At 51.5% G+C, this 25,280-nt stretch carries 22 protein-coding genes; 3 read left to right on the top strand and 19 right to left on the bottom strand.

Annotation, left to right across the window (positions count from 1 at the left end; translation table 11 throughout):
- Together JMF85_RS27950 and JMF85_RS06240 are read left to right on the top strand one after the other, a co-directional pair.
- The coding region (locus JMF85_RS27950) for a hypothetical protein (protein WP_236595750.1) at positions 1-246 on the top strand (246 nt) is incomplete at its 5' end.
- Positions 247-314: 68 nt separating this feature from the next.
- Positions 315-2,459: a methyl-accepting chemotaxis protein gene (locus JMF85_RS06240; protein ID WP_201317914.1), complete on the top strand. Its 2,145-nt coding sequence runs from the start codon at positions 315-317 to the stop codon at positions 2,457-2,459.
- A 250-nt stretch (positions 2,460-2,709) separates the two neighbouring features.
- Here the strand turns inward: JMF85_RS06240 and JMF85_RS06235 are convergent, their stop codons facing one another.
- The 3 genes from JMF85_RS06235 to JMF85_RS06225 all read right to left on the bottom strand — a co-directional run bounded on the left by JMF85_RS06235 (position 2,710) and on the right by JMF85_RS06225 (position 5,247).
- Positions 2,710-4,017, bottom strand: coding sequence for an MEDS domain-containing protein (locus JMF85_RS06235; RefSeq protein ID WP_127608620.1), 1,308 nt, complete (start codon positions 4,015-4,017; stop codon positions 2,710-2,712).
- A gap of 72 nt (positions 4,018-4,089) precedes the next feature.
- Positions 4,090-4,707, bottom strand: a complete 618-nt coding sequence (locus tag JMF85_RS06230; RefSeq protein ID WP_127608621.1) for a TVP38/TMEM64 family protein — start codon at positions 4,705-4,707, stop codon at positions 4,090-4,092.
- 384 nt (positions 4,708-5,091) lie between these two features.
- On the bottom strand, positions 5,092-5,247 hold the full coding sequence (locus JMF85_RS06225) for an aldehyde dehydrogenase family protein (RefSeq protein WP_269103202.1): 156 nt from the start codon (positions 5,245-5,247) through the stop codon (positions 5,092-5,094).
- A 142-nt stretch (positions 5,248-5,389) separates the two neighbouring features.
- On the opposite strand from JMF85_RS06225, the gene JMF85_RS06220 reads away from it, so the two are divergent.
- Positions 5,390-6,100: a DUF2306 domain-containing protein gene (locus JMF85_RS06220; RefSeq protein WP_201317912.1), complete on the top strand. Its 711-nt coding sequence runs from the start codon at positions 5,390-5,392 to the stop codon at positions 6,098-6,100.
- A 100-nt stretch (positions 6,101-6,200) separates the two neighbouring features.
- On the opposite strand, the gene JMF85_RS06215 is transcribed toward JMF85_RS06220, so the two are convergent.
- The 16 genes from JMF85_RS06215 to JMF85_RS06140 form a co-directional block, all read right to left on the bottom strand.
- On the bottom strand, positions 6,201-7,100 hold the full coding sequence (locus JMF85_RS06215) for an aldo/keto reductase (RefSeq protein WP_054796535.1): 900 nt from the start codon (positions 7,098-7,100) through the stop codon (positions 6,201-6,203).
- 340 nt (positions 7,101-7,440) lie between these two features.
- Positions 7,441-8,253 (bottom strand): inositol monophosphatase family protein, encoded by an 813-nt coding sequence (locus JMF85_RS06210; RefSeq protein ID WP_127608625.1) that lies wholly within the window; start codon positions 8,251-8,253, stop codon positions 7,441-7,443.
- A 40-nt stretch (positions 8,254-8,293) separates the two neighbouring features.
- Positions 8,294-9,406, bottom strand: coding sequence for an ABC transporter ATP-binding protein (locus JMF85_RS06205; protein WP_054796533.1), 1,113 nt, complete (start codon positions 9,404-9,406; stop codon positions 8,294-8,296).
- 1 nt (position 9,407) lies between these two features.
- Positions 9,408-11,117, bottom strand: coding sequence for an ABC transporter permease (locus tag JMF85_RS06200; RefSeq protein ID WP_196426903.1), 1,710 nt, complete (start codon positions 11,115-11,117; stop codon positions 9,408-9,410).
- A gap of 45 nt (positions 11,118-11,162) precedes the next feature.
- The gene (locus JMF85_RS06195; protein ID WP_127608627.1) at positions 11,163-12,266 is read right to left on the bottom strand and encodes an ABC transporter substrate-binding protein; all 1,104 of its coding nucleotides are present in this window, start codon (positions 12,264-12,266) and stop codon (positions 11,163-11,165) included.
- A 40-nt stretch (positions 12,267-12,306) separates the two neighbouring features.
- Positions 12,307-13,101 carry an HAD family hydrolase gene (locus JMF85_RS06190; protein ID WP_236595751.1) on the bottom strand — a complete coding sequence of 265 codons (795 nt, stop codon included), beginning with the start codon at positions 13,099-13,101 and terminating at the stop codon, positions 12,307-12,309.
- A gap of 5 nt (positions 13,102-13,106) precedes the next feature.
- Entirely contained in the window at positions 13,107-14,117 is a 1,011-nt protein-coding gene (locus tag JMF85_RS06185; protein ID WP_164751872.1) for a LacI family DNA-binding transcriptional regulator, read from the bottom strand.
- Positions 14,118-14,276: 159 nt separating this feature from the next.
- Positions 14,277-15,788 (bottom strand): succinyl-CoA:acetate CoA-transferase ScpC, encoded by a 1,512-nt coding sequence (gene scpC, locus JMF85_RS06180; RefSeq protein WP_141334395.1) that lies wholly within the window; start codon positions 15,786-15,788, stop codon positions 14,277-14,279.
- Between the two features lie 133 nt (positions 15,789-15,921).
- A complete protein-coding gene (locus tag JMF85_RS06175; RefSeq protein WP_054799475.1) occupies positions 15,922-16,566 on the bottom strand; it encodes a LytTR family DNA-binding domain-containing protein in 645 nt (214 codons plus the stop codon).
- Positions 16,567-16,749: 183 nt separating this feature from the next.
- Positions 16,750-17,775 carry an AI-2E family transporter gene (locus JMF85_RS06170; RefSeq protein WP_127608631.1) on the bottom strand — a complete coding sequence of 342 codons (1,026 nt, stop codon included), beginning with the start codon at positions 17,773-17,775 and terminating at the stop codon, positions 16,750-16,752.
- A 146-nt stretch (positions 17,776-17,921) separates the two neighbouring features.
- On the bottom strand, positions 17,922-18,638 hold the full coding sequence (locus JMF85_RS06165) for an ABC transporter ATP-binding protein (protein ID WP_127608632.1): 717 nt from the start codon (positions 18,636-18,638) through the stop codon (positions 17,922-17,924).
- Positions 18,622-20,445: a branched-chain amino acid ABC transporter ATP-binding protein/permease gene (locus JMF85_RS06160; protein WP_127608633.1), complete on the bottom strand. Its 1,824-nt coding sequence runs from the start codon at positions 20,443-20,445 to the stop codon at positions 18,622-18,624. Before JMF85_RS06160 ends, JMF85_RS06165 begins: the two co-directional genes overlap by 17 nt.
- A 17-nt stretch (positions 20,446-20,462) precedes the next feature.
- A complete protein-coding gene (locus JMF85_RS06155; RefSeq protein ID WP_127608634.1) occupies positions 20,463-21,356 on the bottom strand; it encodes a branched-chain amino acid ABC transporter permease in 894 nt (297 codons plus the stop codon).
- A gap of 83 nt (positions 21,357-21,439) precedes the next feature.
- Entirely contained in the window at positions 21,440-22,669 is a 1,230-nt protein-coding gene (locus tag JMF85_RS06150) for an ABC transporter substrate-binding protein (RefSeq protein WP_164751873.1), read from the bottom strand.
- A gap of 23 nt (positions 22,670-22,692) precedes the next feature.
- Positions 22,693-24,105 carry an amidase gene (locus JMF85_RS06145; protein ID WP_155614677.1) on the bottom strand — a complete coding sequence of 471 codons (1,413 nt, stop codon included), beginning with the start codon at positions 24,103-24,105 and terminating at the stop codon, positions 22,693-22,695.
- Positions 24,106-24,157: 52 nt separating this feature from the next.
- Positions 24,158-24,859 carry a cyclase family protein gene (locus JMF85_RS06140; RefSeq protein WP_127608637.1) on the bottom strand — a complete coding sequence of 234 codons (702 nt, stop codon included), beginning with the start codon at positions 24,857-24,859 and terminating at the stop codon, positions 24,158-24,160.
- Between the last annotated feature and the right edge of the window lie 421 nt (positions 24,860-25,280).

The raw sequence follows: 25,280 nt of genomic DNA, 5'->3' as shown, positions 1-25,280 counted from the left end.
TTCTACAGCTTCAAGCCGATTCCTCCCTGCAAAGAAAGCATTTCCATGACAATTGGGCTCCGCTTCGCGCTTACACGCCATTCGTCTGGTGCAGCTGGCGGTTCCCTGCGAAGGAAAGAGCCGTTTTTGCATTTATATGTCATATTACCTAACCTTAATAACCTGGGCTTACTCCGCCCTTTGTATAAAATTACAAATCCAGCACCTTTTATTGTTAAAAAAAACAAACTCGTCCGAATTTTCTAGTTCCACACTCCCTCGACCGGTATATGTATGTTATATTTTATGACATAAAAGACAGGGGGAGCTTGACTATGAAATCGAAGTCATCGTTTAAGGCATCCAGCCTTCAAAGTTTGTTCGTGCCCGGCATGTTCGTGATGAACCGACTGCGTTATTTGTATAAATTCATCTTGATCGGGAGCGTCTTCTTCATTCCGATTGTGATTTTGATGCTGCAGTTGACTGGCGAAGCGAACCGGAATATCCGGTTTGCGGAGCAGGAGAAACAAGGGGCTCTTTTTCTCAAGCCGCTGGAGAGTCTATTTACCGATCTGGGACAATACCGCCTTGCGGCATTGGGGAACACCATCGGAACACCCCCGACAAAGGAGAGACTTCAAGAGCTGGAGGCCCGCATCGAGCGCTCCCTCGAAGCTCTGGACCGGCTTGCGCTTCAATACAAGGACGAGCTGCAAGCGACCGAAGTCGTCGCCGACATCTCCGCAAGCTGGCGGGAGCTCAAAGCGGTATCGGACGGCTCCAGCCCGACCAAAACCGATGAAACCCATAAGAAGCTGGATGAACGCTTCGTACAGCTGATCGATACGGTCAAAGTGAACTCCAATCTGATTCTCGATCCACAGCTCAGCTCCTACTACTTAATGGATTCCATAACCTCCACTTATCCTTCGCTGCTCGCCAAATTGAATCAAGCTGCGGCCATCGGCATGGAAGTCAGCAGCAAGACGCGTTTCTCAAACTCTGCGCAAAAAGACGAGCTGCTCCTGGCGATCGGGGAAGTCGACAAGCATCAAAAGACGCTTGCCAAATCCATCATAACCGCAGCCAAAACCGAGCCCGCTTTGCTCGAATCCCTCGTGAAGGAATTGAGCGAAAGCGAGAATGCAGTCGTTCAGTTTAACGATCTGCTGCATGTGCAGCTGATTAACAATGCGTTTATCATTGTGGAGCCGGAGAAGGTCCGAACGCTCTATGAGGCGGCCGTCACCGCCAGCGAGAACCTGTACGCGAAGGAGATGGGCCTGCTGGTCCAGCAGCTGGACCAGCGGATAGCGAAGTATCACGCGACCAAGACGTTCTCGCTCTGGACCGTAGTTATCGTCCTCCTGTTCATCGCTTATTTATTCTTCTCCTTTACCCTTTCCTTGCAGCGAAGCATCCGGCAATTAGGCGAGGTCTCGCAACAATTGGGCGAAGGCCGCTTAACGGTCAGAGTCCCCGTGGAGACGAAGGACGAATTCAGATATGTCATGAACGCCTTCAATGCGCTCGCCGATTCGTTCCTGCAGGTTGTACAAGAGGGCAGGCACGTTTCCAGAACGACCTTGTCCGCTTCCGAACAGTTACACGCGATCAGCACGTCAAGCACGGAGTTAACGAACAAGACTTCCCAGGCCTTCAAGGAAGTCGTGGCGGGGGCCGAAGTTCAAGTACAAGCCGCGCAAGAAACTTCCACTGCGATGAATGAAATGTCCGCCGGCGTGCAAAAAATCGCCGAATCCTCGTTCGTCGTTGCGGAGACGGCCGCTCACGCCGCCGAACAATCGGATAAAGGCCGCCTTGTTGTCGAAGACGCCATCCGGCAGATGAATCGGATTAAAGATAATGTGGCCGGCACGTCGGTGACGATCCGGCAGCTGGCGGAATTAACCCTTCAGATTGACCGCATTCTCAAAGTCATACGTGACATCTCCGAACAGACCCGGTTGTTGTCGTTGAACGCCTCCATTGAGGCGGCGCGTGCCGGAGAGCACGGCCGTGGCTTTCAGGTCGTCGCCCTGGAGGTGAAGAAGCTGGCCGACGGCTCCACCGAGGCAGCCAAGCAAATTGCCGGATTAGTCGCGGAAATTACGCGCAGCTGCCGTAACGCCGTCGACCGAACCGAGCAGGATGCCTCGGAAGTTGACAAAGGCGCCGTCGCGATGGGCAATGTGGGGACGATCTTCGCCATGCTCGTAGGCGCTGTCAGTCAAGTATCCGAGCAAATCCAGGAAGTGTCCGCCGTCGCCGAGCAAATGTCGGCCGGAACCGAGCAAGTATCCGCATCCATGGAGGAAACGGTCCGCATCTCCCGTCATTCCACCCGGCACCTCCAGCAAGTAGCCTCGGCCAATGAAGAGCAGTTGGCTTCGATGCATCGCATTTTCCGCTCGGCCGAAACGCTCCAAACGTCTTCTCAAGAACTGCAGCGCTTGCTGGATCGGTTTAGAATATAGGCTGCATACGAAGAACCTTAACCCTGCTGATGTTTCGCGGGGTTAAGGTTCTTTGCTGCCGCAGTAAATGGAGATACAAGCTAAACTTATCATTAGTCCAAAGGGGATTCGCACGCATGCCGGATATGACGGAGATTCATTACGCGGTGGCCGGCATCATCATCGGTGCCATGTAACATCGCCGGGGGCTTCTGTAAGCTGAAGGTGTCTGTTCCTTGACTGGCGAGGCGCCTTATCCGGATTGAACCGGCTACGAGGCAGCCTCGCTTAACGGCAATCTAACCGTCACCTCGGTGCCTTGGTACAGAACGCTCGCGATCTCGATTTCGCCGGCGAAATGGTCGATCAATTGCTTCGCCATGAACAAACCGATCCCTTGGCCGCTTTTTTCATGGTTCATTTTCTCATACTTGCGGAACAGCTTATGGGTCTGTTCTTCGCTCATCCCGATGCCTTGGTCGCGTATGACCAGCACGACTCGCTTCCCCTGAACACCGGCCTTGAACCAAACCGTGCCGCCCTCATGACTGTATTTAATCGCATTGCTCAGCAGATTGGAGATGATAAGCTTCAACCCGATCGCATTCCCGAGTATCGTCTCACCGCCGAGACTGCATTCGCTGTGCAGCGCGATAGCTTGCGTACGGGCTTTCGTTACCATCATAGGCAGCACCTCGCAAACGATAGGCGCTACCGCGATTTTCGATTTCACCCACAGCGATTCCGACGACAGCATCTGTTCCGTGTTGATAATATGCGTAATTTCATTATCGATAACGTCCACATAATCGATGATCGCCTGCAGCTTCGCTTGGGCGGACCGATCTTCTTCCCTGTTCTGCAGCAAGGTCGCGTAAGCTTTAATCACCGTCAAGGGATTGCGAACCTCGTGCGAGACGACGTGCGCAAACTCCAGCTTCTGCTTGTATAAATCGACTTCCGATTGCATTTGGGTATGTACGGCAAGCGAAGGGAACAGCACCGTTTTTCCTTTTTGGTTATAAAAGGTCGATTTCGCCAAGCTGGTATCGGTCATGACGTACTCATGGCTCTTCAGCATCTCGTTCTGCACGTTGGCCGGCACATGGCGCCCATCATACACGCACACTCCGAGAATCCCCCACTCGCTCAAGGACGTATCGCAATGACACTCATACTTCCGCAGCTGCTCCAGGATGTCCGCCTGGTCCTGCCAATAGACATGACCCCAAGACCGCACCGTAAGCAGGCGATTGACAAAGGGCTGGAACAACTCTTCCAGGCTTTCCAAGATCAGCTTTACATGAAACGCCCCGTACTTGCCGTAAAACTCCCGGTGATCGAAAAAATGGATATGCTCGAACTCCTTCTCTTCGATCACATCGGTTAAACGCTCGTAGATGAGCCGCTGGTTGTCGAGACTATCGATAAGCACGATTTCCTGCCCTTGCCGAAGTCCGGTACGAACAAACGCCACGGCATTGCTCAGGTAGCCCTCATAAGATTCGTAAAAATATAGGATGTGCGCCCCATTCGAAACGTCAATTTGGTCCGTTAATGAAATCGATGCCATCGCCATCTTACACACTCCCGCCTGCCGCTAGTCCACAAGTTAATGGTGTTGATTTCTTACATTCGACGTTACAAATAATTATCCTTTATCTGGATGGGACTGATTCTGGGCTTGTCCCCGTTCCCGCGTATAGTAAGCCTCGATCTTCTTGCTGGCCCATAACGAAGCGCCGATAAACAGCAGCACGTAGACGATTTGCGCCGGATTGCGGATATACCGCTCCAGGTCGTAACCGATATAGGAAACGTAGAACACCATAATGGCTTTGCCGAACAGGATCGCGATCAAGAACGAACGCAGCCGCATTCCTGCAAGGCCGGCCGCCATATTAACGACCACGAAGGGGCCTACGGGAAACAAACTTAACAGAAACACATAACCGAACGCGTTCCGGCGAACCCATCTCATGCTTCGCTCCACCTTCGGGCGGCGGGCCCACTTCTCCAGGTATGGATGTCCGGAGATTCGGCGCACGAGCTGGAAAGTCACCAGGCAGCCGCTCACCATGCCGAGCCAGGAATAGAAGAAGCCGAGCCATAATCCGTACACCGCAGCGTTCACGCCAACAATGACGATCGTAGGCAAGGGCGGGATGAAAGATTTCAGGAAGGTCAAAAGTATACCGGGGAGAGGCCCCAGGCTACGGTAACGTTCCAGCAAATCTTTGAGGTTATCCTCGGTCAAATAAGAGATCATATCCCAGGCTCCTTTTCAAGAACTCGTTAAAAAATGCGTTATTTTATTATACGTTGAACCGGATCGAATTGAATAGCGGGAAAAAAAATACGATGGCGAGTAAAAAAAAGCCTGACCCAGTTAACGGTCAAAGCTTTTATGAACGGAGCCGGAAGCGATCATCGCCCAATTTTCACGAAAATCTGTATGTCTGTGGATATGTTGATATCGACATGAAAACTTATGCACAGCAAGCGATTGCCGCTTGTGGGCTTTGTGTATAACCCTGTGGATAAACATCGTTGTCAGCACGGTATCCCTCCCGAGTCCGCCGGCCCGGATAAGCTCATCGAATCAGGAATCCCGATCATCAACAACGCCAATAAGCGAGGTTAAATGAACGGCTTAATACTGGAAATAAGCCACTTTCATCTCGGTATAAAATTCTTTGTTCGAGCTTCCGATCGAGTACGCGCCGAAGCCGGATTGCTTCACGCCCCCAAACGGCATATGGGCCGCGCTTGCCGTGCCATGATTGATATGCACCATGCCGCTTTCCACCGAAATGATGACAATCGGGGATTTCAGCCCCTCCAGAACGGGCTGCCTGCAATTGTAAGCATGGTAATTTCTCTTCCCATATATCCATAACTTTGGTTATAATTTCTTAAGTGCTCACAATACGTTCACAGGAGATGGTTCGATGGAACTAGCGTTTCACTTTAGCAGATGGCTACATATTGTTGCGGGTTTTTTGGCGTTACTCTTATTTTGGATCCCGATTGTCACGAAGAAGGGCGGAAAGACGCATAATCGGATCGGCTGGATTTATGTATACGCGATGACCATCGTCTCCATTAGCGCTTTGTATATGGGGATTTTTCGCATTTTCCTGGACCCGGCCAGCGATCAGGACCGCATCTCCTTCTCATGGTTCTTAATCTTTATCTCGATCCTGAGCGGAGCCAGCGCCTGGTACGGCATTCGGGTGCTTCGCTTTAAACGGCGGCAGGAGAAGCACCGCAACGTATGGGATTTGATGTTCCCTATCCTGTTATTGCTCTCCGGAGCCGGCATCAGTATTTACGGGTTTACAATTGCTTTCCCCTTGCTGCAATACTTCCCGCTCCTCGGGGTTTTCCTCGGCGTAACCCATCTTCTGTATTGGTTAAAGGCGCCCCGATTAAAAATGCATTGGGTCATGGAGCATATTGCCGGCATGCTCACCTGTTGTATCGCGACCATTACGGCCTTCACCGTATTCGGCGCTCCCAAGCTGCTGCAAATCCAATCCGTCAGCACCATCCTGTGGTTTATACCGACGATCGTTATCGTTCCTTTACTGATCGGGTTCTCCAATTACTATAAGAAGAAGTACAATCCGCCGAAGAACCGGGCCACCCTTGAACGGTAGCAACGCCCCCGTCACGGATAACCATTCCGGGCCGTTCCACACGAAAGCGCGCTGACCTCAAACGGTCAGCGCGCTCGCTCCTAAAGCTGTATGGCTGTCCTTACACAATATCGAGAGGAACTTTTCTGGAGGGCTTGGGAAAGACGGCATCCAGTCTTTGCAAGTCTTCTTCCGTTAACTGAACGAGGCCTGCCGCCGCATTCTCAAGCACATGCTCTTCCGTCGATGCCTTAGGTATGGCTATCGCATCTCCGTTTCGGATACACCATGCCAAGAGAAGCTGCAGCGGCTTGATATGATGCCGATCGGCGATGTCCTTGACCACTTCGTTCTCCACCAGCCCTTTTCTTAAAGATCCCGCCTGTGCCATAGGACAGTAGGCCATGATCGGCATACGGTGTTCTCTTTGCCAAGGCAGCAAATCATATTCAATGCCGCGGGAACCAAGGTGATAGAGTACTTGATTCGTTACACAATGCGAACCTTTAGCCAACGCGGACAGCTCTTTCATATCGGCCGTATCGAGGTTCGAGACGCCCCATCTCCGTATTTTTCCCGCTTCAACCAGTCTTTCCATGCCTTCTATCGTTTCGCTTAAAGGAACGCTGCCTCTCCAGTGAAGCAGGTACAGGTCGAGGCGGTCCGTCTTTAATCGTTTCAGGCTGTCTTCACAGCTTTTGGCTATTCGGCCCCGTCCGGCATTATGCGGATACACCTTGGAAACCAGAAATACGCGATCCCTTATGCCTTCGATCGCTTCCCCGACCAGCGACTCGGATCTTCCGTCACCATACATTTCCGCGGTATCGATCAAGCTCATGCCAAGCTCCACACCGAGTCTTAAGGTTTTCATTTCTTCCTGCCTTTTGGAAGGCTCGTCTCCGATAAACCAAGTGCCTTGACCGAGTCTGGGCAATACGGTTCCGTCCGGAAGCGTAACGGTACGCCCGGCGTTCGCACTTTTTATATTTTCGATTTGTTCCCGGCTGATTTTAGCCACAGGCTCCATCTCCCTCATCTGTTCATTTGCGGTATTTTTCCCCTAAGGCGGCATCCTAAACCTTCCCTCTCCAGCCAATCACGATCTTATTTCACCAAATCGAGCCATCGACACCCGGACTTCACTCCCCTTGGTTGTAAGCATCGGATTCGTAAACAGAACCCATCGCCCTAAACGTATTTTACAATAACCAAGGCCCGGATGCCGGTAAATCTTGGTGGATCCATGTACGCCGGGCCGGTATCCAGAAATACCGGAATTCATGCAAAAAAGGAGCCCGAACCGAGTACCTTCGGCCGAACCCCTTGTCTGATCGATTTGCCAACGCTCCACTAGCCGGTTAAGCATGGATGGTGGGCTGCATACATGCCAGCATCGGCTGATGAACGAAGCCATTGCTCGCGACGATGTTTTTCGTGAATAAATCGAAGGGGCGACCTGCCGTATCCGTCACGGTCCCTCCCGCCTCCTGAATGAGAATAACCCCTGCTGCCGTATCCCACACGTTCAGCCCGTATTCCCAGTAGGCTCCGAGCTTGCCCGATGCGACATAAGCCAATTGCAGGGCCGCTGACCCTAATGACCGGATAGACCTGCATTTCCCGCTCAATTCACCCAGACATTCCACGCCCACGGCTCTTGCCCGCTCATCCGTCGGAAAGCCGGTGCCAAGTAAAGTTTGTTCCAACCGGTCCACGTTCGACACCGATATGCGTTTCCCGTTCACGAATGCGCCCTGCCCCTTCGCGGCCCAATACATTTCGTCCGAGCAGGGGTCATAGATGACGCCTGCCGTCAGCTCCCCCCGGCAAGCTAAAGCGATGGACACCGTAAACCCCGGCATGTTATGGACAAAGTTGCTGGTGCCGTCGATCGGGTCGACAATCCATAGGAACGGCTCAGCCGACGCTTGCTCCAGCCTGCCAACGAATCGCTCGCCGCTGCCGAACGACTCTTCCTCCCCCAAGAAGGTATGCTCGGGATATTGTTCCTCAATGCGCTGCCGGATCATCAGCTCGGAAGCCCGATCAATTTCCGTGACAAGGTCAAAGCTTGAGCTTTTCTCATCCGTCACATAGGAAGTCCCTAAACGGGATTTGATCATGGCTCCGGCATCCCTGGCAATCCGCTTGGCGATCTCCAAATGGTTCAAATAGAACCTCCTCTTTTCTGGATCAAAATTGATCTCCTCCCTACTCCTGACCCGGCGGCAGCAGAGTAATGGATTGGCCCGACAGCCCAAGCCGGATCAGATCTCCCGCGCTTTTCGGCTCATGTAAATGATGCATGTAATCGACAACAACCACGGTTTGCCCGCCTAACGCGACTTCATATTCGACGTAAGGCCCAAGGTAAATCGCCCGTTCCACCGTGCCCTGGAACTTGCCTTCGGGATCGATGCTCCAAAATTCAGGCCGGATGACGCAATCGACCCGTTCCCCCGCTTTGACCTCAAAGATCGGGTCCTTCGGAATGACCAGTCTTTGACCCAGCAAGTTCAACCCGATATGGCGGGAGTCCGATTGCTCGACGATCGCCTTGAGGAAATTCGCCTTGCCCATAAAGTTGGCCACGAATTGATTGCAGGGTCTCATATAAATTTTCCGGGGCGATCCGATCTGCTGGATCTCGCCTTTGTTCATGATCACGACTTTATCCGAGATGGCCATCGCTTCCGCCTGATCGTGCGTGACGTAGAGGCTCGTGATGCCGAGGCGCTGCTGGATTTTGCGCAGTTCATCGCGCATATATTCGCGGAGCTTGGCGTCCAGATTGGACAGCGGCTCGTCGAATAACAGCACCTTCGGTTCGGTAACGACTGCCCGCGCCAGCGCCACGCGCTGCTGCTGTCCGCCGGACAGCAGCGAAGGCAGGCGGTCTTTCATTTTGTCCAAGTGCATCAAGGCCAGCACCTTGTCTACCCGTTCTTTGACCTGTGACTTCGGAATCGGCTTAATGCTCAAGCCGTATGCGACATTGTCATATACGGTCATGTGGGGAAACAACGCGTAGCTCTGGAAGACCATGCCCACATCGCGCTTATTCGGCGGCAAATGGGTAATGGTCTGCCCATTGATCGAAATCTCTCCCGCTGTAGGCGTCTCAAATCCGGCCAGCATCCGCAGCGTCGTCGTCTTGCCGCAGCCTGACGGGCCAAGCAGCGTTACGAGCTGTCCCGGTTCGATATCCAGCGACACCTTGTTGACGGCATAGACCGGTTCTTCGCCCGAATGGCCGGGAAACTGCTTGACGATCCCGGCAAATGTTACTTTGGATGATGGAACGGTTTCCACGATTGCGCGCATATCAGAAGGCCCTCCTCTTCTTCGACCCGAGTTGATTGACCAGCAGTTGCAAGATACCGAGAGCCGCCATGACGATAACGATCAGGATGACGCAATAAGCGGCGGCCACCCCCAAGCGGCTCCCTTCGACTTGAGAGAGGATTGTGACCGTCATCAGGTTCCAATTGACAGAGACGAGAAAAATGATGGCGCTGATCGAAGTCATCGATTTCACGAACGAATATACGAGGGCGGAAAACAAGGCCGGACGCATCAGCGGCAGCGCTATTCTCCGGAACGTCGTGTAACTGTTCGCGCCCAGGATGGCCGATGCCTCTTCGATCGACGGGTCCACTTGGCGGAGACTGTTCGTGCCTCCCTCTATGCCGACCGGCATATTGCGGAACGTCAAGCATATGATGATGATCGCGGCCGTACCGGTCAGCAGCAGCGGCTTTTCATTGAATGCCAGGATATACCCGATCCCAACGACGGTGCCGGGTACGGCAAAGGTGAGCATGGAGCTGATTTCCATCCACTTTTTGCCGATAAACTTTTTGCGGATGATTAGAAAAGCGATGATCATGCCAAGCAGGGCCGTAATCGGCGTGGAAATGACCGAAAGCAGCAGCGAGTTCGTAATCGAATCAAAACCGCGGGAGAGCACGTATTTGAAGTTGTCCAGCGTCATCGAATGGTTGATTCCCCATATCTTGACAAAGGCGCCCCAGACGACGGTCCCGTAAAAGACGAGGATTGCGCCGGTGATCAGCCCGCAAAAAGCGAACAGCGGCCAGACAATATAGTTCTCCCGAATCGGCATTTCCGTATGGGACGGTTTGCCGGTTACGGTTACATACGATTTTTTGCTGATCCAATATTTTTGGAGGAAATACGTCGTCATGGCCGGAAACAGAATGGCGACCGCCATAATGGCCCCCCCGCGCAAATCGTACATCCCGGTAATTTGCAGATAAGCTTCCACCGCGAGGGTGGAATAATCGCCCGCGATCACCATCGGATTGCCGAAATCCTCGATGGACTTGATGAATACGAGCAGCAGCGAGCTGAAAATTCCGGGAATGGCCAAGGGCAGCGTTATCGTTGTAAATACTTTCAGGCGGGAAGCGCCCAGATTCAATGCAGCATTCTCCACCGCCGTATCGATGGACTCCAGAATGCCCTTTAAATTCAAGTAAGCAATCGGGAAGAAGGACAACGTCTGGATGACAATCAAGCTGGTCAAGCCATACACGTTCGAGCCCTGCCACCCGAACAAGCCGCTCGTGATGAGGCCGTTACGCCCGAACAAAAGGATCACCGACAGCGCAATGACAAATGGCGGCGAAATGATCGGCAGCAGCGCGACCAGATGAAAGAAAGACTTGCCTTTCATGCTGGTTCGGGTGTTGGCATAGGCGAATACGAATCCGATGACAGAGCTGGTCAGCGCCGCGATGATGCCCAATTGCATGCTGTTCCAAAAGGACCGCAGGAATGAACGGCTTCCCAGCGTTTTCGCTACGGTCGTAAAGTCCAGCCCTTTATCGCTGACCAAGGTTATTTTGAACACCTGATAAATGGGATACACGGCAAAAAGAAACAGGGAAACGAAAATAAGAATGATGAGGCCCAGCAACCAGGGCTCTTTCCACATTTGCTGCAGGATTGACGTAAGTTTCGAAGTGGTTGATGCCCTGTTCAAGTTTGCGGCTGGTTCCAACTTAGCCAAATGGCCTTCCCCCTTTCCTTAAGAGAGGCTGCTGCAAGCCTCCCTCTATTTTGCCGCATCCGCACCTTTGATTTTTTCATTAAACTTCGTTACAAGGTCCTTCCGTTGTTGTCCCGCCCAGACAGCGTCATAATTGACCACTTTCAGCTCGCTTATTGTCGTCAGGCCGTCGGAAGTTTTGGCTTCGGGATTTACAGGCAGGCGGAACGTTTTGTATGTCTCGTACAAGCCTTGCGCTTCTTTGCTGATCGCCCAGTCGATGAACTTCTTCGCGTTGTCCAACTCGTCAGCCGGCCCGCCTTTGATCAACGCCGCAGCCCCGACTTCATAACCGGTTCCTTCTTTGGGGAACACAAGCGTGATCGGGTAACCTTCCGACTTGGGTTTCAAAATGTCATGCGAGAAGGAAATGCCCACGGCCGCTTCGCCTAATCCCGCCTGCTTCGCCGGCGCCGATCCCGACTTCGTATACTGCAGGACATTCGCATCCAGCTTCTTCAAGTAATCGAAGGCTTTCTCCTCGCCCATCAACTGAACCAGCGAGGCCACTACGGTATAGGCCGTGCCGGAGGAACCGGGATGCGAAATGGAAATGTTCTTCTTGAATTCCGGCTTCAGCAGATCCTCCCACGATTCAGGCGCTTTCACGTTGTTCTTCTTGAGCCATTCCGTATTGACGGCAAACCCGAGAGGACCGACATAGAGCGGCGTCCATAATCCGTCTTTGTCCAAGTATTCCTTCGGCAGCTTATCGATGCCTTGCGGTGTGTATTTATCGAGCAGTCCTTCCTTGGAGGCCGCGACGAAGGTGTCGGATGGGCCGCCATACCAAACGCTGGCCTGCGGGTTATTTTTCTCCGCCTGCAAACGGGCTAGCGTCTCTCCTGCCGACAAACGGACGAATTTGACTTTAATTCCGCTCGCTTTCTCAAATTCGTTAGCATAATTAATGGCTTCCTCTTCGGGATAAGCCGTATACATCGTCAATTGCTTCGACGATTTCGCTGCCGGCTGCTTCGCTTCCTCAGACGCCTTCTGCCCGCTGCCGCCGGCGGCCGGTTGATCCGCCGTAGATGAACCGCAAGCTGTCATCCCGAGTACAGCAAGCGTCAATGCGGTAAGCTGGACAGCCTTGAATCTTTTTTTCATAGGTGAAGCCTCCCCTGATTTAGGTTTATGTTGTAAGCTATTAAGCTTCTTTCTCCATAAGCATCAATTTGTGTATGACCGCATGGATGGCATGATTCTCATGATGCACCGTCAGTTCATCGGCCGCTTCTTTCAACGGCTGGCTGGCATTCTCCACCGCTATGCCGCGGTCCGCTTGTTGCAGCATCGTGATGTCGTTGCCATTGTCACCAACCGCAATCGTATGCAAGCCTTCAATCCTCAGCATGTGCACCAGTTCCCTAAGCGCGGCACCTTTGGTCGCGCCTTCCGGCAGCAGCTCTAAATAGTTGGCTTCCGAATAAACCATTTCGCAGCGGATTCCGCTTGTCGTGATCAGCGATTCGAATTGCTCCAGTTTATCCCTCGGTGCGATAAATAAGATCTTCGTGATCGGATCATCGATCCAATCCTCCCTCATGTCTTTGCATCTTACGCCGTCTTTGCGTTCATGCATCTCCAGAACCTCATTGCGCACCGGTGCAAACACGTCGCTCTCGCGGTACACAAGAATGGCCGACTCGTCGCACAAACTGGAAATAAAGCGCTTCCAAATTTCCTTGGGAATAACGAGCCGCTTCTCATAAAGAACCTTCCCGGTGACAGGCGAATAAATCTTGGCGCCATTGTAGAGAATGACGGGAAGGTCAATCTCGAGCCGGCGAATATAGGGGAGGACCGCCGACTCCATTCGGCCGGTGGCCAATGTAAACAAGCCTCCCCTGGCTTTGAACTCCTTAATCGCCCTTGCATTTTCTTCGCTTACGTTCTGCGAACGGTCCAGCAATGTGCCATCCATATCGGTTACGATCAACACTTTGTTCAAGGGGTCAGCCTCGCTTTGCAAGTTCGTCGAATAACAAGTCTGGCTTCCATCAATTCCGATTCGGGCGTGTACTCTTTATCCGCTATCATTTGGAGCAGCAGCTGCGCCGCCCTTCTTCCCATCTCTCTGCGCGGCTGTTCCATCGTCGTCAATTGAATCCAGTACAGTCCGGCATACTCCAGGTTGTCGAATCCGATGACGGACACCTTCTCGGGAACCGGAATATCATGCATCGCCAACCATTCCAGAGCGCCAATCCCGAGCAAATCGTTCGCTGCGAAGACAGCGGTCAAGTCCGGATTGTGCCCGAACAGCTTGCCCATCGCTTCCCGTCCGCTTTCAATCGTGCGGCCTCCGAAGATCATATGGCCCGCTTCCGGCGTCAGCCCGTTCTTGCGCATGACATCCGTATATCCGCGCAGTCTTTCATTACCGATGAAAGAGCTTTGGGGCATTCCGATAAAGCCGATTTGCCGATGTCCGAGTTCAATCAAATAATTCATCGAAACCGTCGCCGCCTGGTAATGGTCTACGTCTACATACGGAATAGACAGGCCTTCCGGAGGTCTCCTTCTCAAGAACACAATCGGTATTTCCAGACTCGACAACAGTTCAATAAATTCATCATCCAGGAAGTCAGGGGTCAGAATGAGTCCGTCGAATTGTCTTTCGATGGCGCTTTGAAGAAATTGTTTCTCCTTCTCCGAGTTCCGGTTCCCATTCCCGAATACAACCTGATACCCCTGTTCAAACAACGTCTCTTCCACGGCATTGGACAGGCTCGTAGGGAACGGATCGGACAGATCGGGGACCATTAACCCTATCGTGAACGTTTTTTTCTGAATCAGGCCTTTGGCGAGCGCATTGGGCCGGTAATTAAAATAACGGATCGCCTCCATAACCTGCAGCTTGGTTTCTTGGCGTACATCGGGATGATTGTTCATCGCTCTGGAAACTGTAGAAACTGAAACACCCAAATGTTTTGCTATATCCTTGATGTTAGCCAAAATCGTACCTCCATCTATGAATCCAGCCTGCAAACGTTACCGGAAACGTTTCCGGTAACGTTTGTTATTATCATACACCATTATTAAAGCGTTTACAATATGGATTAGGAAATTTTTCCACAGCAAAAAACACAGACCCGAAGCCTGTGTTTTCGCACTTTATAAAGACAAGACTTTCTGAAGCATCGTTCCCGACTGCTTGTAATTGGAATGCCACGACAGCGCCTTTTCCAGCACATGCGGAGTTTGTCCTCCCCGCGTAAGGGCTTCCTTATAATAGTCCAGTAAGGCTTCGCGGTACAGCGGATGGGCGCAGCGATCGATAATAAGCTCCGCACGCTCTCTCGGCGCCAGTCCGCGCAAATCGGCGTAGCCTTGCTCGGTGACGACCACATCCACATCGTGCTCCGTATGGTCCACATGGGACACAAAGGGCACGATACTCGAGATGTTCCCGTCTTTGGCGATCGATTTCGTGACGAACACCGAGATACGGGCGTTTCGCGCAAAGTCTCCCGAGCCCCCGATGCCGTTCATCATTTGCGTCCCCAGCACATGGGTGGAATTCACGTTGCCGTATATATCGAATTCCAACGCCGTATTGATGGCGATCAGACCCATGCGGCGAATGACCTCCGGATGATTGGACAGCTCCTGCGGTCTTAGGATGAGCCGGTCCCGGTATTTCTCGAGATTCGGGAACACTTGCTCCATCTTCGGAGCCGAGAGCGTAATCGAACAACAGGAGGCAAACCGGACTTTGCCCGCATCCATTAAATCGAACACGGCGTCCTGCAATACTTCGGAATATACCTCCAGATCCGTGAATTCCGATTGCAGCAAACCATGAAAAACCGCATTGGAAACCGATCCGATCCCTGACTGGAGAGGAGCCAGCCGGTTCGTTAATCGTCCCGCGCGGACTTCCTGACGCAGAAACGCGATTAAATGCCGGGCGATTGTTTCCGTGTCCTTGTCCGGCGCTGTGATGGTTGAAGGGGAATCGGTCTGGTTCGTAAACACAATCCCCCGGACTTTACTCATGTCGACGGGTATGCCCAAGGTCCCGATCCGGTCATCCGGCCTGGAGATGGGAATGGGGGTACGCTCCCCTTGTTTACCCGGTTCGTACAAATCATGAAGTCCTTCCAGCGACTGCGGTTGCGCCAGGTTGATTTCGACAATAATGGAACGCGCGTGCTGCGCGAACACCATCGAGTTGCCTACGGATGTCGTCGGGATAATCATGCCGTCTTCCGTTATCGCAATCGCTTCCACGATGGCGAAATCAATGGGCTCCAGCACCTGAGCGCGCACCATTTCCGACGTTTTGGATAAATGCTGATCTATGAAATAAAACTCGCCTTGATTGATTTTCCGCCTCATCGTCGGATCCGCTTGAAAAGGAAGACGTTTATGGAGCAAGCCGACTTCGGCAAATAACTTGTCGATATCCGATCCAAGAGAAGCTCCCGTATATACATTAACTTTAAGCTTTTCACTTTTTGCACGCTCCGCTAACGCCATGGGAACCGCTTTTGCATCTCCGGCCCGCGTAAATCCGCTTAATCCCAAGGTCATTCCGTTTTTAATCCAGGAAGCGGCTTCTTCTGCAGAAACGACCTTCTCGTGGAGACGTTGATTTCGAATGCGATTGAAAACGTTTTCCAAAGGGTTTTCCCCCATTCATATGTCGTTTAGCCACATTTTAACCGATGATCGGCCGCGGAGAGGCATTTTCGGATGAAATAGGGAAAAAATCGGACAGAACACGTATATGGACGAACGAAACCGTAAAAGTCCATTAGAAACCGAGCAGCTTCCGGAAATAGCGGATATACGATTGACTGACCGTGATCTTGGTCCCGTTCCTCATGATTAACACAAGCGTGGAGTGCGTATCCGGGTAGATTTCCTTAATGTGGTTTACATTCACGATAAAGGAACGGTGGCAGCGCACAAAATAGTCTCTCGGCAGCAGAAAGTCAAATTCATTTAGCGTGTATTTATGGGTGCCGGAAAGCTTCTCGGTGACGACGTACGTTTTGCGGTCGCTTGCTTCCAGATACAGCACTTCCGGGAAAGGAACCGGAACCCACCCGTCCTGATACTTCACGGTGACAACGGATTGTCCCGTCGTCAGGGTAGGGAAAATCGCAGACACGCACCCCTCGAGCTTGCCTTCATGGATCAAGGGGACCGCCATGCCGTAATAAGGGACTCCGAATATGTCACGGTCAATGAACTCGGATACTTTTTGTTTGCCTGTCAATGCTTTATGCGTAATCGTCCCTTCCTTAATGGGATCGCCGGGCTTAATTTTCAGATCGATCCTTTTGCTGGGCCTGTAATAGATGTACTCCTTAGTATTGGCAACAACAATCGAGGTTTCGTCCGAGAACAATTCCCCAATCGCATTAAAGATGGACTCCATTGTAAAATGCTCCATATCCCGCACCTTCTTCGAAATAATCATTCCTTTACGCAAAGCTTATTTCGATGCAAACCAGGAATATCCTTCTAGCACGCCCGAATCGGACGCCGGGCAAGCTTGAATTACTTTTGTCTGACCCAAGTAACGATAGATAAAAGAATCGACAGGCACACAAGCAAGGCCGGAAGGTCTCATTGCTCATGCACTGGTCTTGTTCTCTCCCTTCGTCGTATCGATGTCAAGGATGTCCAATAAAAAGACGAAGATCGGAATACCGACGATCAAGCCCCAGATTCCCAGGTAATGCTCGGAGAAAATCAGAACGATAAACGTATAGAACATAGGGAGGTTCATTTTCGAAGACATCAGCTTCGGGTTTAAGAAGTAACCCTCCAGGAAATGGAGCACCGCGATCATCGAGAGCACATAGATCAGCATCAGATGCCCGCCGATATTATACCCGATAATACATAAAGGAAGTAATGAAATGAGAAAGCCCGCCACGGGAATTAAACTAAGCAGGAAGATCATGATCGACAGCGCAAACAAATAAGGAAAGCCTAGAATCCATAATCCGATCACCGTAAATATCGTATTGAATATCGCAATAAGAAATTGCGCCTCGATGACTTTCCCGAATGACAAAATGAATTTCTTGCCGAAATACTCAAGCTCTTCATACAGCCAAGAAATTTTGCTTTCTTTCAGCCTGGAAGTAAAGGCGATGATCCTGTTTTTCTCAAGAATGAAGACAAGGCTTAAAATGATCGCCAGCACGAAGGTCGTTCCCCAATTGCTGATTCTTAGAATGTATTCGAAGCCTTGTTTGACATAAGCTTGCAAATTCAAGTCTTTCAATGTTTTGTACACATATTGGGAAACTTCATCTTGGGGGACGGGCATATTCGTTAAGCCGATCAACATATCTTTGACCTGTTTGATTTGAACAAAGACCTTCGGCAAATAGTTAATGATCGCAAACACTACGATGGTGACCAAAGCCAGATAAAGCAAAATAATAATGAACTTGCTGTTGATGGCGATGTATTTGCTTAGTTTTCTCGTTAGCATATGTTGCAGACTGTTCATGATGTAAGCTATTAAGAACGTTAACAAAACCAGGTTGAGCATATCCCTTATACTAAATAACAGTACAACGATCAGGGTCAGAATGAAAAATCTTCGTACCGTTAATGTTTCAAAAAAACGCTTAATACTTTCCATCGGTTCATCTCCATTCAAGTAGGCCGCTAATGCGCTCTTTTCTTAGTCTACAGCAATGAAAATGATTATAGCAATGAAATAAACCGAATATAGCGAAAAGAGCGCCCGTTAAGGCACTCTCTTCATGTACGAATGAACAAATCGTCCTAGGAAACACCCAGGTAGGCTTTGGCCACTTCCCGGTTGCCCCGTAATTCTTTGGCTGTTCCGCTCATGGCAATATGGCCGTTCTCCAGTACATAACCGCGGTCGGCAACCGACAGCGCCTTATTGGCCATCTGCTCAACCAAAATAATCGTCATTCCTTCTTGCTTCAAGCCCTTGATGATATCGAAAATTTCATTGACGATAATGGGCGCCAATCCGAGCGAAGGTTCATCCAGCAGCAGCAGCTTGGGCTTGCCGATTAAAGCGCGCGAGATCACCATCATCTGCTGCTCGCCGCCGCTTAACGTTCCCGCCAATTGGTCGATGCGTTCTTTCAGACGGGGAAACCGGAAAAATATATGTTCGAGCTCGCGGTCGAATTCTTTCTGGTTCACCCGTCCCACCCGTTTTTTCAAACCTAAGCGAAGATTTTCATAAACGGTCATACTGCTGAATACTTCTCTTCCTTCGGGTACCAGGGAAATGCCCATGTTTACCGTTTTATGAGCCGTTATATACGTGATATCCTGGTTCGAATACGAAATTTGTCCCGATCGGGGCTTCACCATCCCGAGGATAGCGCTCAACAGCGTCGTCTTGCCCGCTCCGTTGGAACCAATGACGGCGACGACTTCCCCTTCATTTACTTCGAGACTTACTCCCTTCAGCGCATGAACGCCCCCATAATACATATGAAGATCAGAGACTGTCAGCATGTTCCGTCTCCTCCTCTCCGAGATAAGCCTTAATGACATTGGGATCATCCTGAACTTCGTCCGCTTTACCTTCCGCGATCTTTCTTCCGTAATCGATCACGGTCACTTTATCCGAGATGCGCGACACGAAATCCATATGATGTTCAATGAGGATGATCGTCAAGCCGGCTTCTTTCAGCTTGCGAATGACATGCTCAAGCTCAACAATTTCTCCCGACGTCAAGCCGGCGGCCGGTTCATCCAACAGCAGCAGCGACGGTTTGGCCGCCAACGCTCTGGCAATTTCGACGACGCGCTGGTGCCCGTACGCCAGATTGGCCGCTTTGATGTGGCGCAGTCCCTTATATCCCGCCAGATCCAGGTAGGCGTGCGCCAGATCAGCGATCCGCTGCTCCTGTCTGCGCATGCCGCCGGAGCGGAACAAGGCCGAAAACAAATGTTGTTTGTGGGATTGGGCCACGCCGATCATGATATTTTCAAGAACCGTCAACTCGCCAAACAACCGAGTGTGCTGGAACGTCCGGGCAATGCCTTGGTGCAGCATCTCTTGGGGAGTAGATCCGTCAATTTTTTTCCCGTTTAAATAAATATCGCCGGAGGTCGGCGTATAGAAACCGGATATCATATTAATAACGGTGCTCTTGCCGGCTCCATTGGGCCCAATAAGCGACAACACCGTCGAGGACTGAACCTCCAATGAAAGATCTTTAATGACATGAAGCCCGCCAAATTGTTTGTTGAGATTGTTAATGCTGAGCAGCGTTCCGGAAGCGGTATTGGCATTGACGTTCAGCAGTTGCTCGAGCGGTATGGCGTCATAAGCAGCCCGATTTTCCTTGGGCGTTTTTTTCTTTTCCAAATAATCAATGATCGTACCCGATATGCCCTTAGGCAAAAAGTAAAGGACCACAAACATTAATAACCCGTAAACCGCAAGCCGCAAATGGTCGAAGTTCAGAACCTCCGGAAGCAGCACGATAATGAACGAACCGAGAACAGGCCCCCATACGGTGCCGGCGCCTCCCAAAATAATGATCAACACCAATTGAATCGAAGTATGAAAGCCAAAAATATCAGGACTGATGAAGCTGTTCGCATGCGCGTAGATGGCCCCGGCCAAACCGGCAAATACCGCGCTGATGGCGAACCCTACATATTGATAGTAGAACGGCTTGATGCCAAGCGATTCCGCCGCAATCACGTTTTGTTTAATAGCCAGCAGGCTTCTTCCCCATACGGAACGTCTAAAGTTATAGACCAGCACCATCGCGACGACGGCAACGATCAATACTAAATAATACACCTGCGTTAACCCGAATTGATAAGCGCCGATGGCCGGTTTTGCTATGCCCGATATGCCTAACGGACCGCCGGAAAAGGATTCCCACCGGATCAATATTTCATCGATGATGACGCCAAAAGCGATGGTGATCATGGACAGATAAACTCCGCCCGCGCGAATGGTCGGTATCGCAAGAATACTGCCCAGTATCAGACTGACCACAATGCCGATCATCGCCGTAATCCAGAACGGGGTTCCGAAGTGTGTGTTGAAAAAGGCGGCCGAATAAGCCCCGGCGGCCATCAATCCGGCATGGCCGATCGAAACAATGCCCGAATATCCGACTATGATATTCATCCCTATGCTGATAATGGCGAAAACGCCCACCGTATAAAGAAGGTTCACATAATAACTGCTCAGAAAAAGAGGGGCTACGGCCAACAGAGCGAACAACAAGCCGATGGCAACGTTCTTTCCTGACAAGGCCCGCCTGTTATCCAGTTCAATTTGCAGGTTTGCTTCCACATTACATCCCTCTCTTCCTAAACTTTGACCACAGTCCGCGTGCCGAACAATCCCGTAGGTTTAACAAACAGAATCAAAATCACCAACAGGTAAATAATCATCTCCCGGAAATTGGGGGAGACATAGGTGGCAACCAGCAATTCCGAGATGCCCAGTCCCAGTCCCGTAAGGACGATTCCCTTGGCGCTGTTTAGTCCGGAAACCATCGCTACGGCAATGGCCTTTAACCCGAGCGGCAGTCCCACCGCGACGGAAACGGCATAAATCGTAGACATCATGCCCCCGCCGAGTCCGGCCAGAATCCCGCTGAGAATGTAGGCGATGGCCACGATGTAGTTGCTGTTGATCCCCATCAAATTGATGGCTGTATGATTATCGGCCGTAGCTCTCAGCCATAATCCCCAATGGGATTTGAGATAGAAGAAGGTAAGGAAAATAAGAAAAACGCCGACCACCGGAATTAAAATCAATTCCTTCCAATACACGCCGGCCCCGAGCACGCGCACGATGTCTTCGCCGACAGGAGAAGCGACAACATGCTCGTTCGGCCCCCATATGAAATGGGCGACATCCTGAATGATAATGCCGATGGCCAAGGTGCTGAGCACCCAGTTCACAGATGCGGTATCTTTGGCAAACTTTCGAATGGCAAAACGCTCGATAATAATGCCTAGCAAGCCGACAACGATTCCGGCCAACAAGAAAGATAGATAGAAAGGAACGTGCATTATTTCAACGAAGGCATACGTTAACATGCCGCCTAACATGACCAACTGACCTTGTGACATATTTACGGTTCCATTCACAACGAACGTCAAGCTGTATCCCAAAGCAATGAGCGCATACAAGCTGCCTATCGCCAATCCGCTTAACAGCACCTGCACCAGCGTCGCCGCTGCCCCTTCCATCATGGCTGTGTTCCCCCTTTTCGGACATTCACTTATCCACTTGGCTAAGGAGGCGGGACAGGCCCGCCCCCTTATCATGCCAAGCGTTATTGTTTATCGGATTTCACGATAACTCCGTCTTTCCACATATTCATCACGTAGGAGTTGATATCGATCGCATCGTGATTGTCTTTGCTGAACGCCTTGTCCCAATCGCGAATGACGCCGCTGTAAGGCCCCGCGTTATTTTCCAGCGCATCCTTTAACGCTTCCCGGTCTTTTTTGACATCATCGGTCAAGTCAACGGATTCAAGCGCTTTGAAAATCAGCATCGCTCCATCGAAGCCTTGGGCCGCCGCGGAGAAGGTGGTAGGAATATGTCCGAATTTACTTTTGAATCTTTCCAAAAATTGTTTCGACATCTCACGGGTTTGCTCGCTGGTGAAATTCGCCGTTTGGATCGCGAAGGTTCCGGTTGCCAGAGCCCCTCCGACTTCATTGACCCCGAGAGCGGCCATGCCGGTCTCCCCGATCACGGGTACCTTCCAACCGATCTTATCCATCGATTTCAACACATATCCGTTAGGCGCCCCGATGCCGAACAAGTAGATCACATCGGCCCCCGCATCGCGAGCGCGCGTGACTTGCGCAGTCATATCCTGATCCTTCAAGTTAAAGGACTCTACGGCCACCGGCTTTTTCCCCACTTCTTCAAGCGCCTTGGTCATGGCCGATACTGCCCCTTTGCCGTATCCGCCGCTCTCGTGAAGAATGGCGACTTTCGAGGCATTTAAGTTTTTCTCCATAAATTTCAAAGCATATCTCGCCGTAACCTCCGCGTTCATCCGTACGCCGAATGTCCACGGCATCCCGTTCGTGACGGATTCGGGAACGTTCGATGTCGCGACGACGAAGGGCAATTTCTCCTCTTTGATTACCGGGGTTTGCGCCAGCATCACCGTACTGAAGTATCCGCCGATCCCGGCCAGCACGTTTTCTTTTTGGCTGAAATCGCGGATAATACTTACTCCGCGCGTAGGGTTTTCCTCCGTATCGCGAACCACCAATTCAATCGGGCGGCCCTTGACTCCGCCCTTTTCATTGATCATGTCCGTTGCGATTTGCACGCCTTGATAAATGTTGACCGAAGCTTCCGCTGACCCTCCGGTAGCTTCCGTAGAAACCCCGATTTTAATCGGTTTCGCAGAACCGCTTTGGGCGGAGCCGCCCGAGGAAGCTGTGGTTGACGAAGAACTGGAACCGCAAGCGGAAACGATCAAAGCCATTGCCAAGCAGGAAACCAACAAGCCCGCGCCTTTTCTTTTGCTTTTTTTCACATAAACCACCCTTTCAACCGAACTTATTTTTTTATTAAGCTGCGACCAATCGGGTAAGTATCGACCCATGGGCTCGAGACCTCGAAGCTTGCGGCAGCCCTCAGTATATCCGCCTCGCGATTGAAGCCCGCCACGATTTGAAGACCTACCGGCATCCCGTTTGCATCAAAGCCGCAAGGAATCGAGGCAGCCGGATTCCCCGTCAAGTTAAACGGATAGGTATAGTAGGACCAGGACACCATGTTGCGATCGGGCAGCTCCCGAGGCACGTTCATTCCGACATCCACCGAAGATACCGGCAGCGTCGGGGTAAGGAGCAGATCATAGCGCTGGAACAATTGCCGTACTTTCTCGCGCAGCCTGTACCTGCTGAAAACCTTCGTGTAGTAAGCGTCAACCGATTCGTGAAGACGGCCTTGCAGCACTTCGGCCAAAGCGGGGTCGAGGAGATCGCGGCGATGCTGCAAATCGTCCTTAAGCGTCACGCCGATGCCTGCGTAAAAATCGGCCATCCATAAATCTATCGGATCGTCGATGACGTTCTCCACCAGCTCGATGGAGCAGCCCAGGTCTTCAAATCGCCGTACGGCCGTCTCGGTTATCATGCGCACCTCGGCAGTAGGCTTGGCGTAACCTAACGTCGGGCTCCAAGCGATGCGCAATCCTTGGACAGGCATGTCGCAGGCTGCTATGAAATCGGGTGTTCTCTCGGATACGCTAGCCGGATCGCGTCCGTCGTAGCCTGAGACGGTCTGCAGCAGTAAAGCGGCATCCCGGACCGTCCTTGACAGAACGCCGACGTGAGCTAAAGTCGGGGTTGCGCTGGTAGGGAAAACCGGAACCCGGCCAAACTGCGCCTTGATGCCGAAAAGTCCGCAAAGGGAGGAAGGAATACGAACGGAGCCGCCTCCATCCGTCCCCAGCGCGAACGGGGTTACCCCCGCGGCGACGGAAGCCGCAGCGCCGGCGCTTGATCCGCCCGGCGACTTGGCGAGGTTCCATGGATTATATGTAATGCCGGTGAGCGGACTGTCACCGCTTCCTGCCTTACTGCCAAATTCGGTTGTCGTCGTTTTGCCTATTATACCCGCGCCGGCAGCGCGGACCCGTTCAACCGAGGGGGCATCAGCCTCCGCGATATGGGTAGCCCGGGTGCGGGAACCGAACGTGGTCCGAACTCCGCCGACATGAATTAAATCTTTGACAGAAAGAGGAATGCCCTGCAGCCGCCCTAGCGGTTCGCCGGCCATGACTGCCTTATCCGCTGCCTTAGCCGCCTCCATGGCAAGCTCCGGCGTCGCCGTTACAAAGGCGTTCAGCGCAGGCTCCAGCGCCGTCATTCTTTCCAGCGTGTCCGACATAACTTCGACTGCCGATAGTTGTTTATTGCCAATGGCAGCCCGTATTTCCAAAGCGGTCATCTTCGCGATGTTCATTCACAACACGGCTCCTTCAGTTCGACTCTTGCGTCAAGGAGATTCCGATCCGTTACTCGTTAATTACGGCATAGGCCCGAACCGGAGATCCGGTACCTCCTTTCACTTTCAGCGGCAGTCCGTAGAACATAAACTCGCCTTTTCCAACCAGCTCTTCTAAATTCACCAGCCATTCATAATGAGAGATGCCCCGGTCGCGGCAAACGCGATGGCTTGGAAAGAGGTTGTCGCTTGGACGATCCGTGGAAGGCCCTTCCACACCGTGCAGCTTGGAGCCGCGATCGGCCAGCCAATGCGTTGCGGCTGCCGTTAAGCCCGGATTGGACCAACAAACTTTACGGTCCGGGTAATGGCGCTTATGCAGTCCCGTATTGATCAGAACGATATGACCATCTATTCGAACCCCGGCTTTTTTCTCCGCTTCTTCAAGATCGGCCACATCTATTTCGCCAAGATCCGGAATATGCGTCAGGTCAAGGCATACGGCCTTGCCAAAAAACATATCCAGCGGCATCTGTTCGATGGAATCCCCGCCCGGCTTGACATGTACATAGGCGTCAACATGCGTGCCGATGTGATCCAGCGTACCGATATAGCTTGTAGCGAAGGTCATCGGATCTTCCGGAACGCCCAAGCCCAGATGAATGGTTTGTTCATGAGTCATATGCGAAGTTATGATCGGGCTTTGGAACAGCTTGTGCGACGGAATATTGTCCTCAATTTCAAGCGTGAGATCTACGATTCGTTCTGCCATGGTATAACCTCCAAAGTCGTTTTTATAATAAAGAGCCTTTGATCCGACCAACCCTGTGCACGAGGCCGATTGTCAGATTATATTACATAACCCGACAAAACGTTTTCTGGTCTGACCAATATAGCTATAAAACCGCAATATAACTTATAAATATCGATTTGTATCTTTGCTTGGTCTGACCAATATGGCGTGGATAATGCTCTGTCGGTTGATGTTAGATCATCCTGCAAAGCGTATATTTGGTCCGACCAACTTCTTGAGGCTATTATAGCACCATATTTTTGATTTGAAAAGCATTTTGTGTAATGTTTTGTAACATAAATAACAGATTCCGGACAAAAAACTCGCCTTTTCGCCTTTTTTCGCGCAAATAAGTAACACTTAATGTTAACTTAAAATACACCCGATGTACATCGAAGCG

The sequence above is a fragment of the Paenibacillus sp. EPM92 genome, from assembly GCF_016586185.1.
Classification (GTDB): domain Bacteria; phylum Bacillota; class Bacilli; order Paenibacillales; family NBRC-103111; genus Paenibacillus_G; species Paenibacillus_G validus.
The sequence above is the reverse complement of the archived record's forward strand: the minus strand, read 5'-3'. Positions and strand labels throughout refer to the sequence as shown.

Bases quoted from the DNA above. Each gene is read 5' to 3' on its own strand.
- JMF85_RS06240 (WP_201317914.1), top strand. From the start codon at position 315: ATGAAATCGAAGTCATCGTTTAAGGCATCCAGCCTTCAAAGTTTGTTC.
- JMF85_RS06235 (WP_127608620.1), bottom strand. From the start codon at position 4,017: ATGGCGATGGCATCGATTTCATTAACGGACCAAATTGACGTTTCGAAT.
- JMF85_RS06230 (WP_127608621.1), bottom strand. From the start codon at position 4,707: ATGATCTCTTATTTGACCGAGGATAACCTCAAAGATTTGCTGGAACGT.
- JMF85_RS06220 (WP_201317912.1), top strand. From the start codon at position 5,390: ATGGAACTAGCGTTTCACTTTAGCAGATGGCTACATATTGTTGCGGGT.
- JMF85_RS06205 (WP_054796533.1), bottom strand. From the start codon at position 9,406: ATGCGCGCAATCGTGGAAACCGTTCCATCATCCAAAGTAACATTTGCC.
- JMF85_RS06195 (WP_127608627.1), bottom strand. From the start codon at position 12,266: ATGAAAAAAAGATTCAAGGCTGTCCAGCTTACCGCATTGACGCTTGCT.
- JMF85_RS06175 (WP_054799475.1), bottom strand. From the start codon at position 16,566: ATGGAGCATTTTACAATGGAGTCCATCTTTAATGCGATTGGGGAATTG.
- JMF85_RS06170 (WP_127608631.1), bottom strand. From the start codon at position 17,775: ATGGAAAGTATTAAGCGTTTTTTTGAAACATTAACGGTACGAAGATTT.
- JMF85_RS06165 (WP_127608632.1), bottom strand. From the start codon at position 18,638: ATGCTGACAGTCTCTGATCTTCATATGTATTATGGGGGCGTTCATGCG.
- JMF85_RS06155 (WP_127608634.1), bottom strand. From the start codon at position 21,356: ATGATGGAAGGGGCAGCGGCGACGCTGGTGCAGGTGCTGTTAAGCGGA.
- JMF85_RS06145 (WP_155614677.1), bottom strand. From the start codon at position 24,105: ATGAACATCGCGAAGATGACCGCTTTGGAAATACGGGCTGCCATTGGC.
- JMF85_RS06140 (WP_127608637.1), bottom strand. From the start codon at position 24,859: ATGGCAGAACGAATCGTAGATCTCACGCTTGAAATTGAGGACAATATT.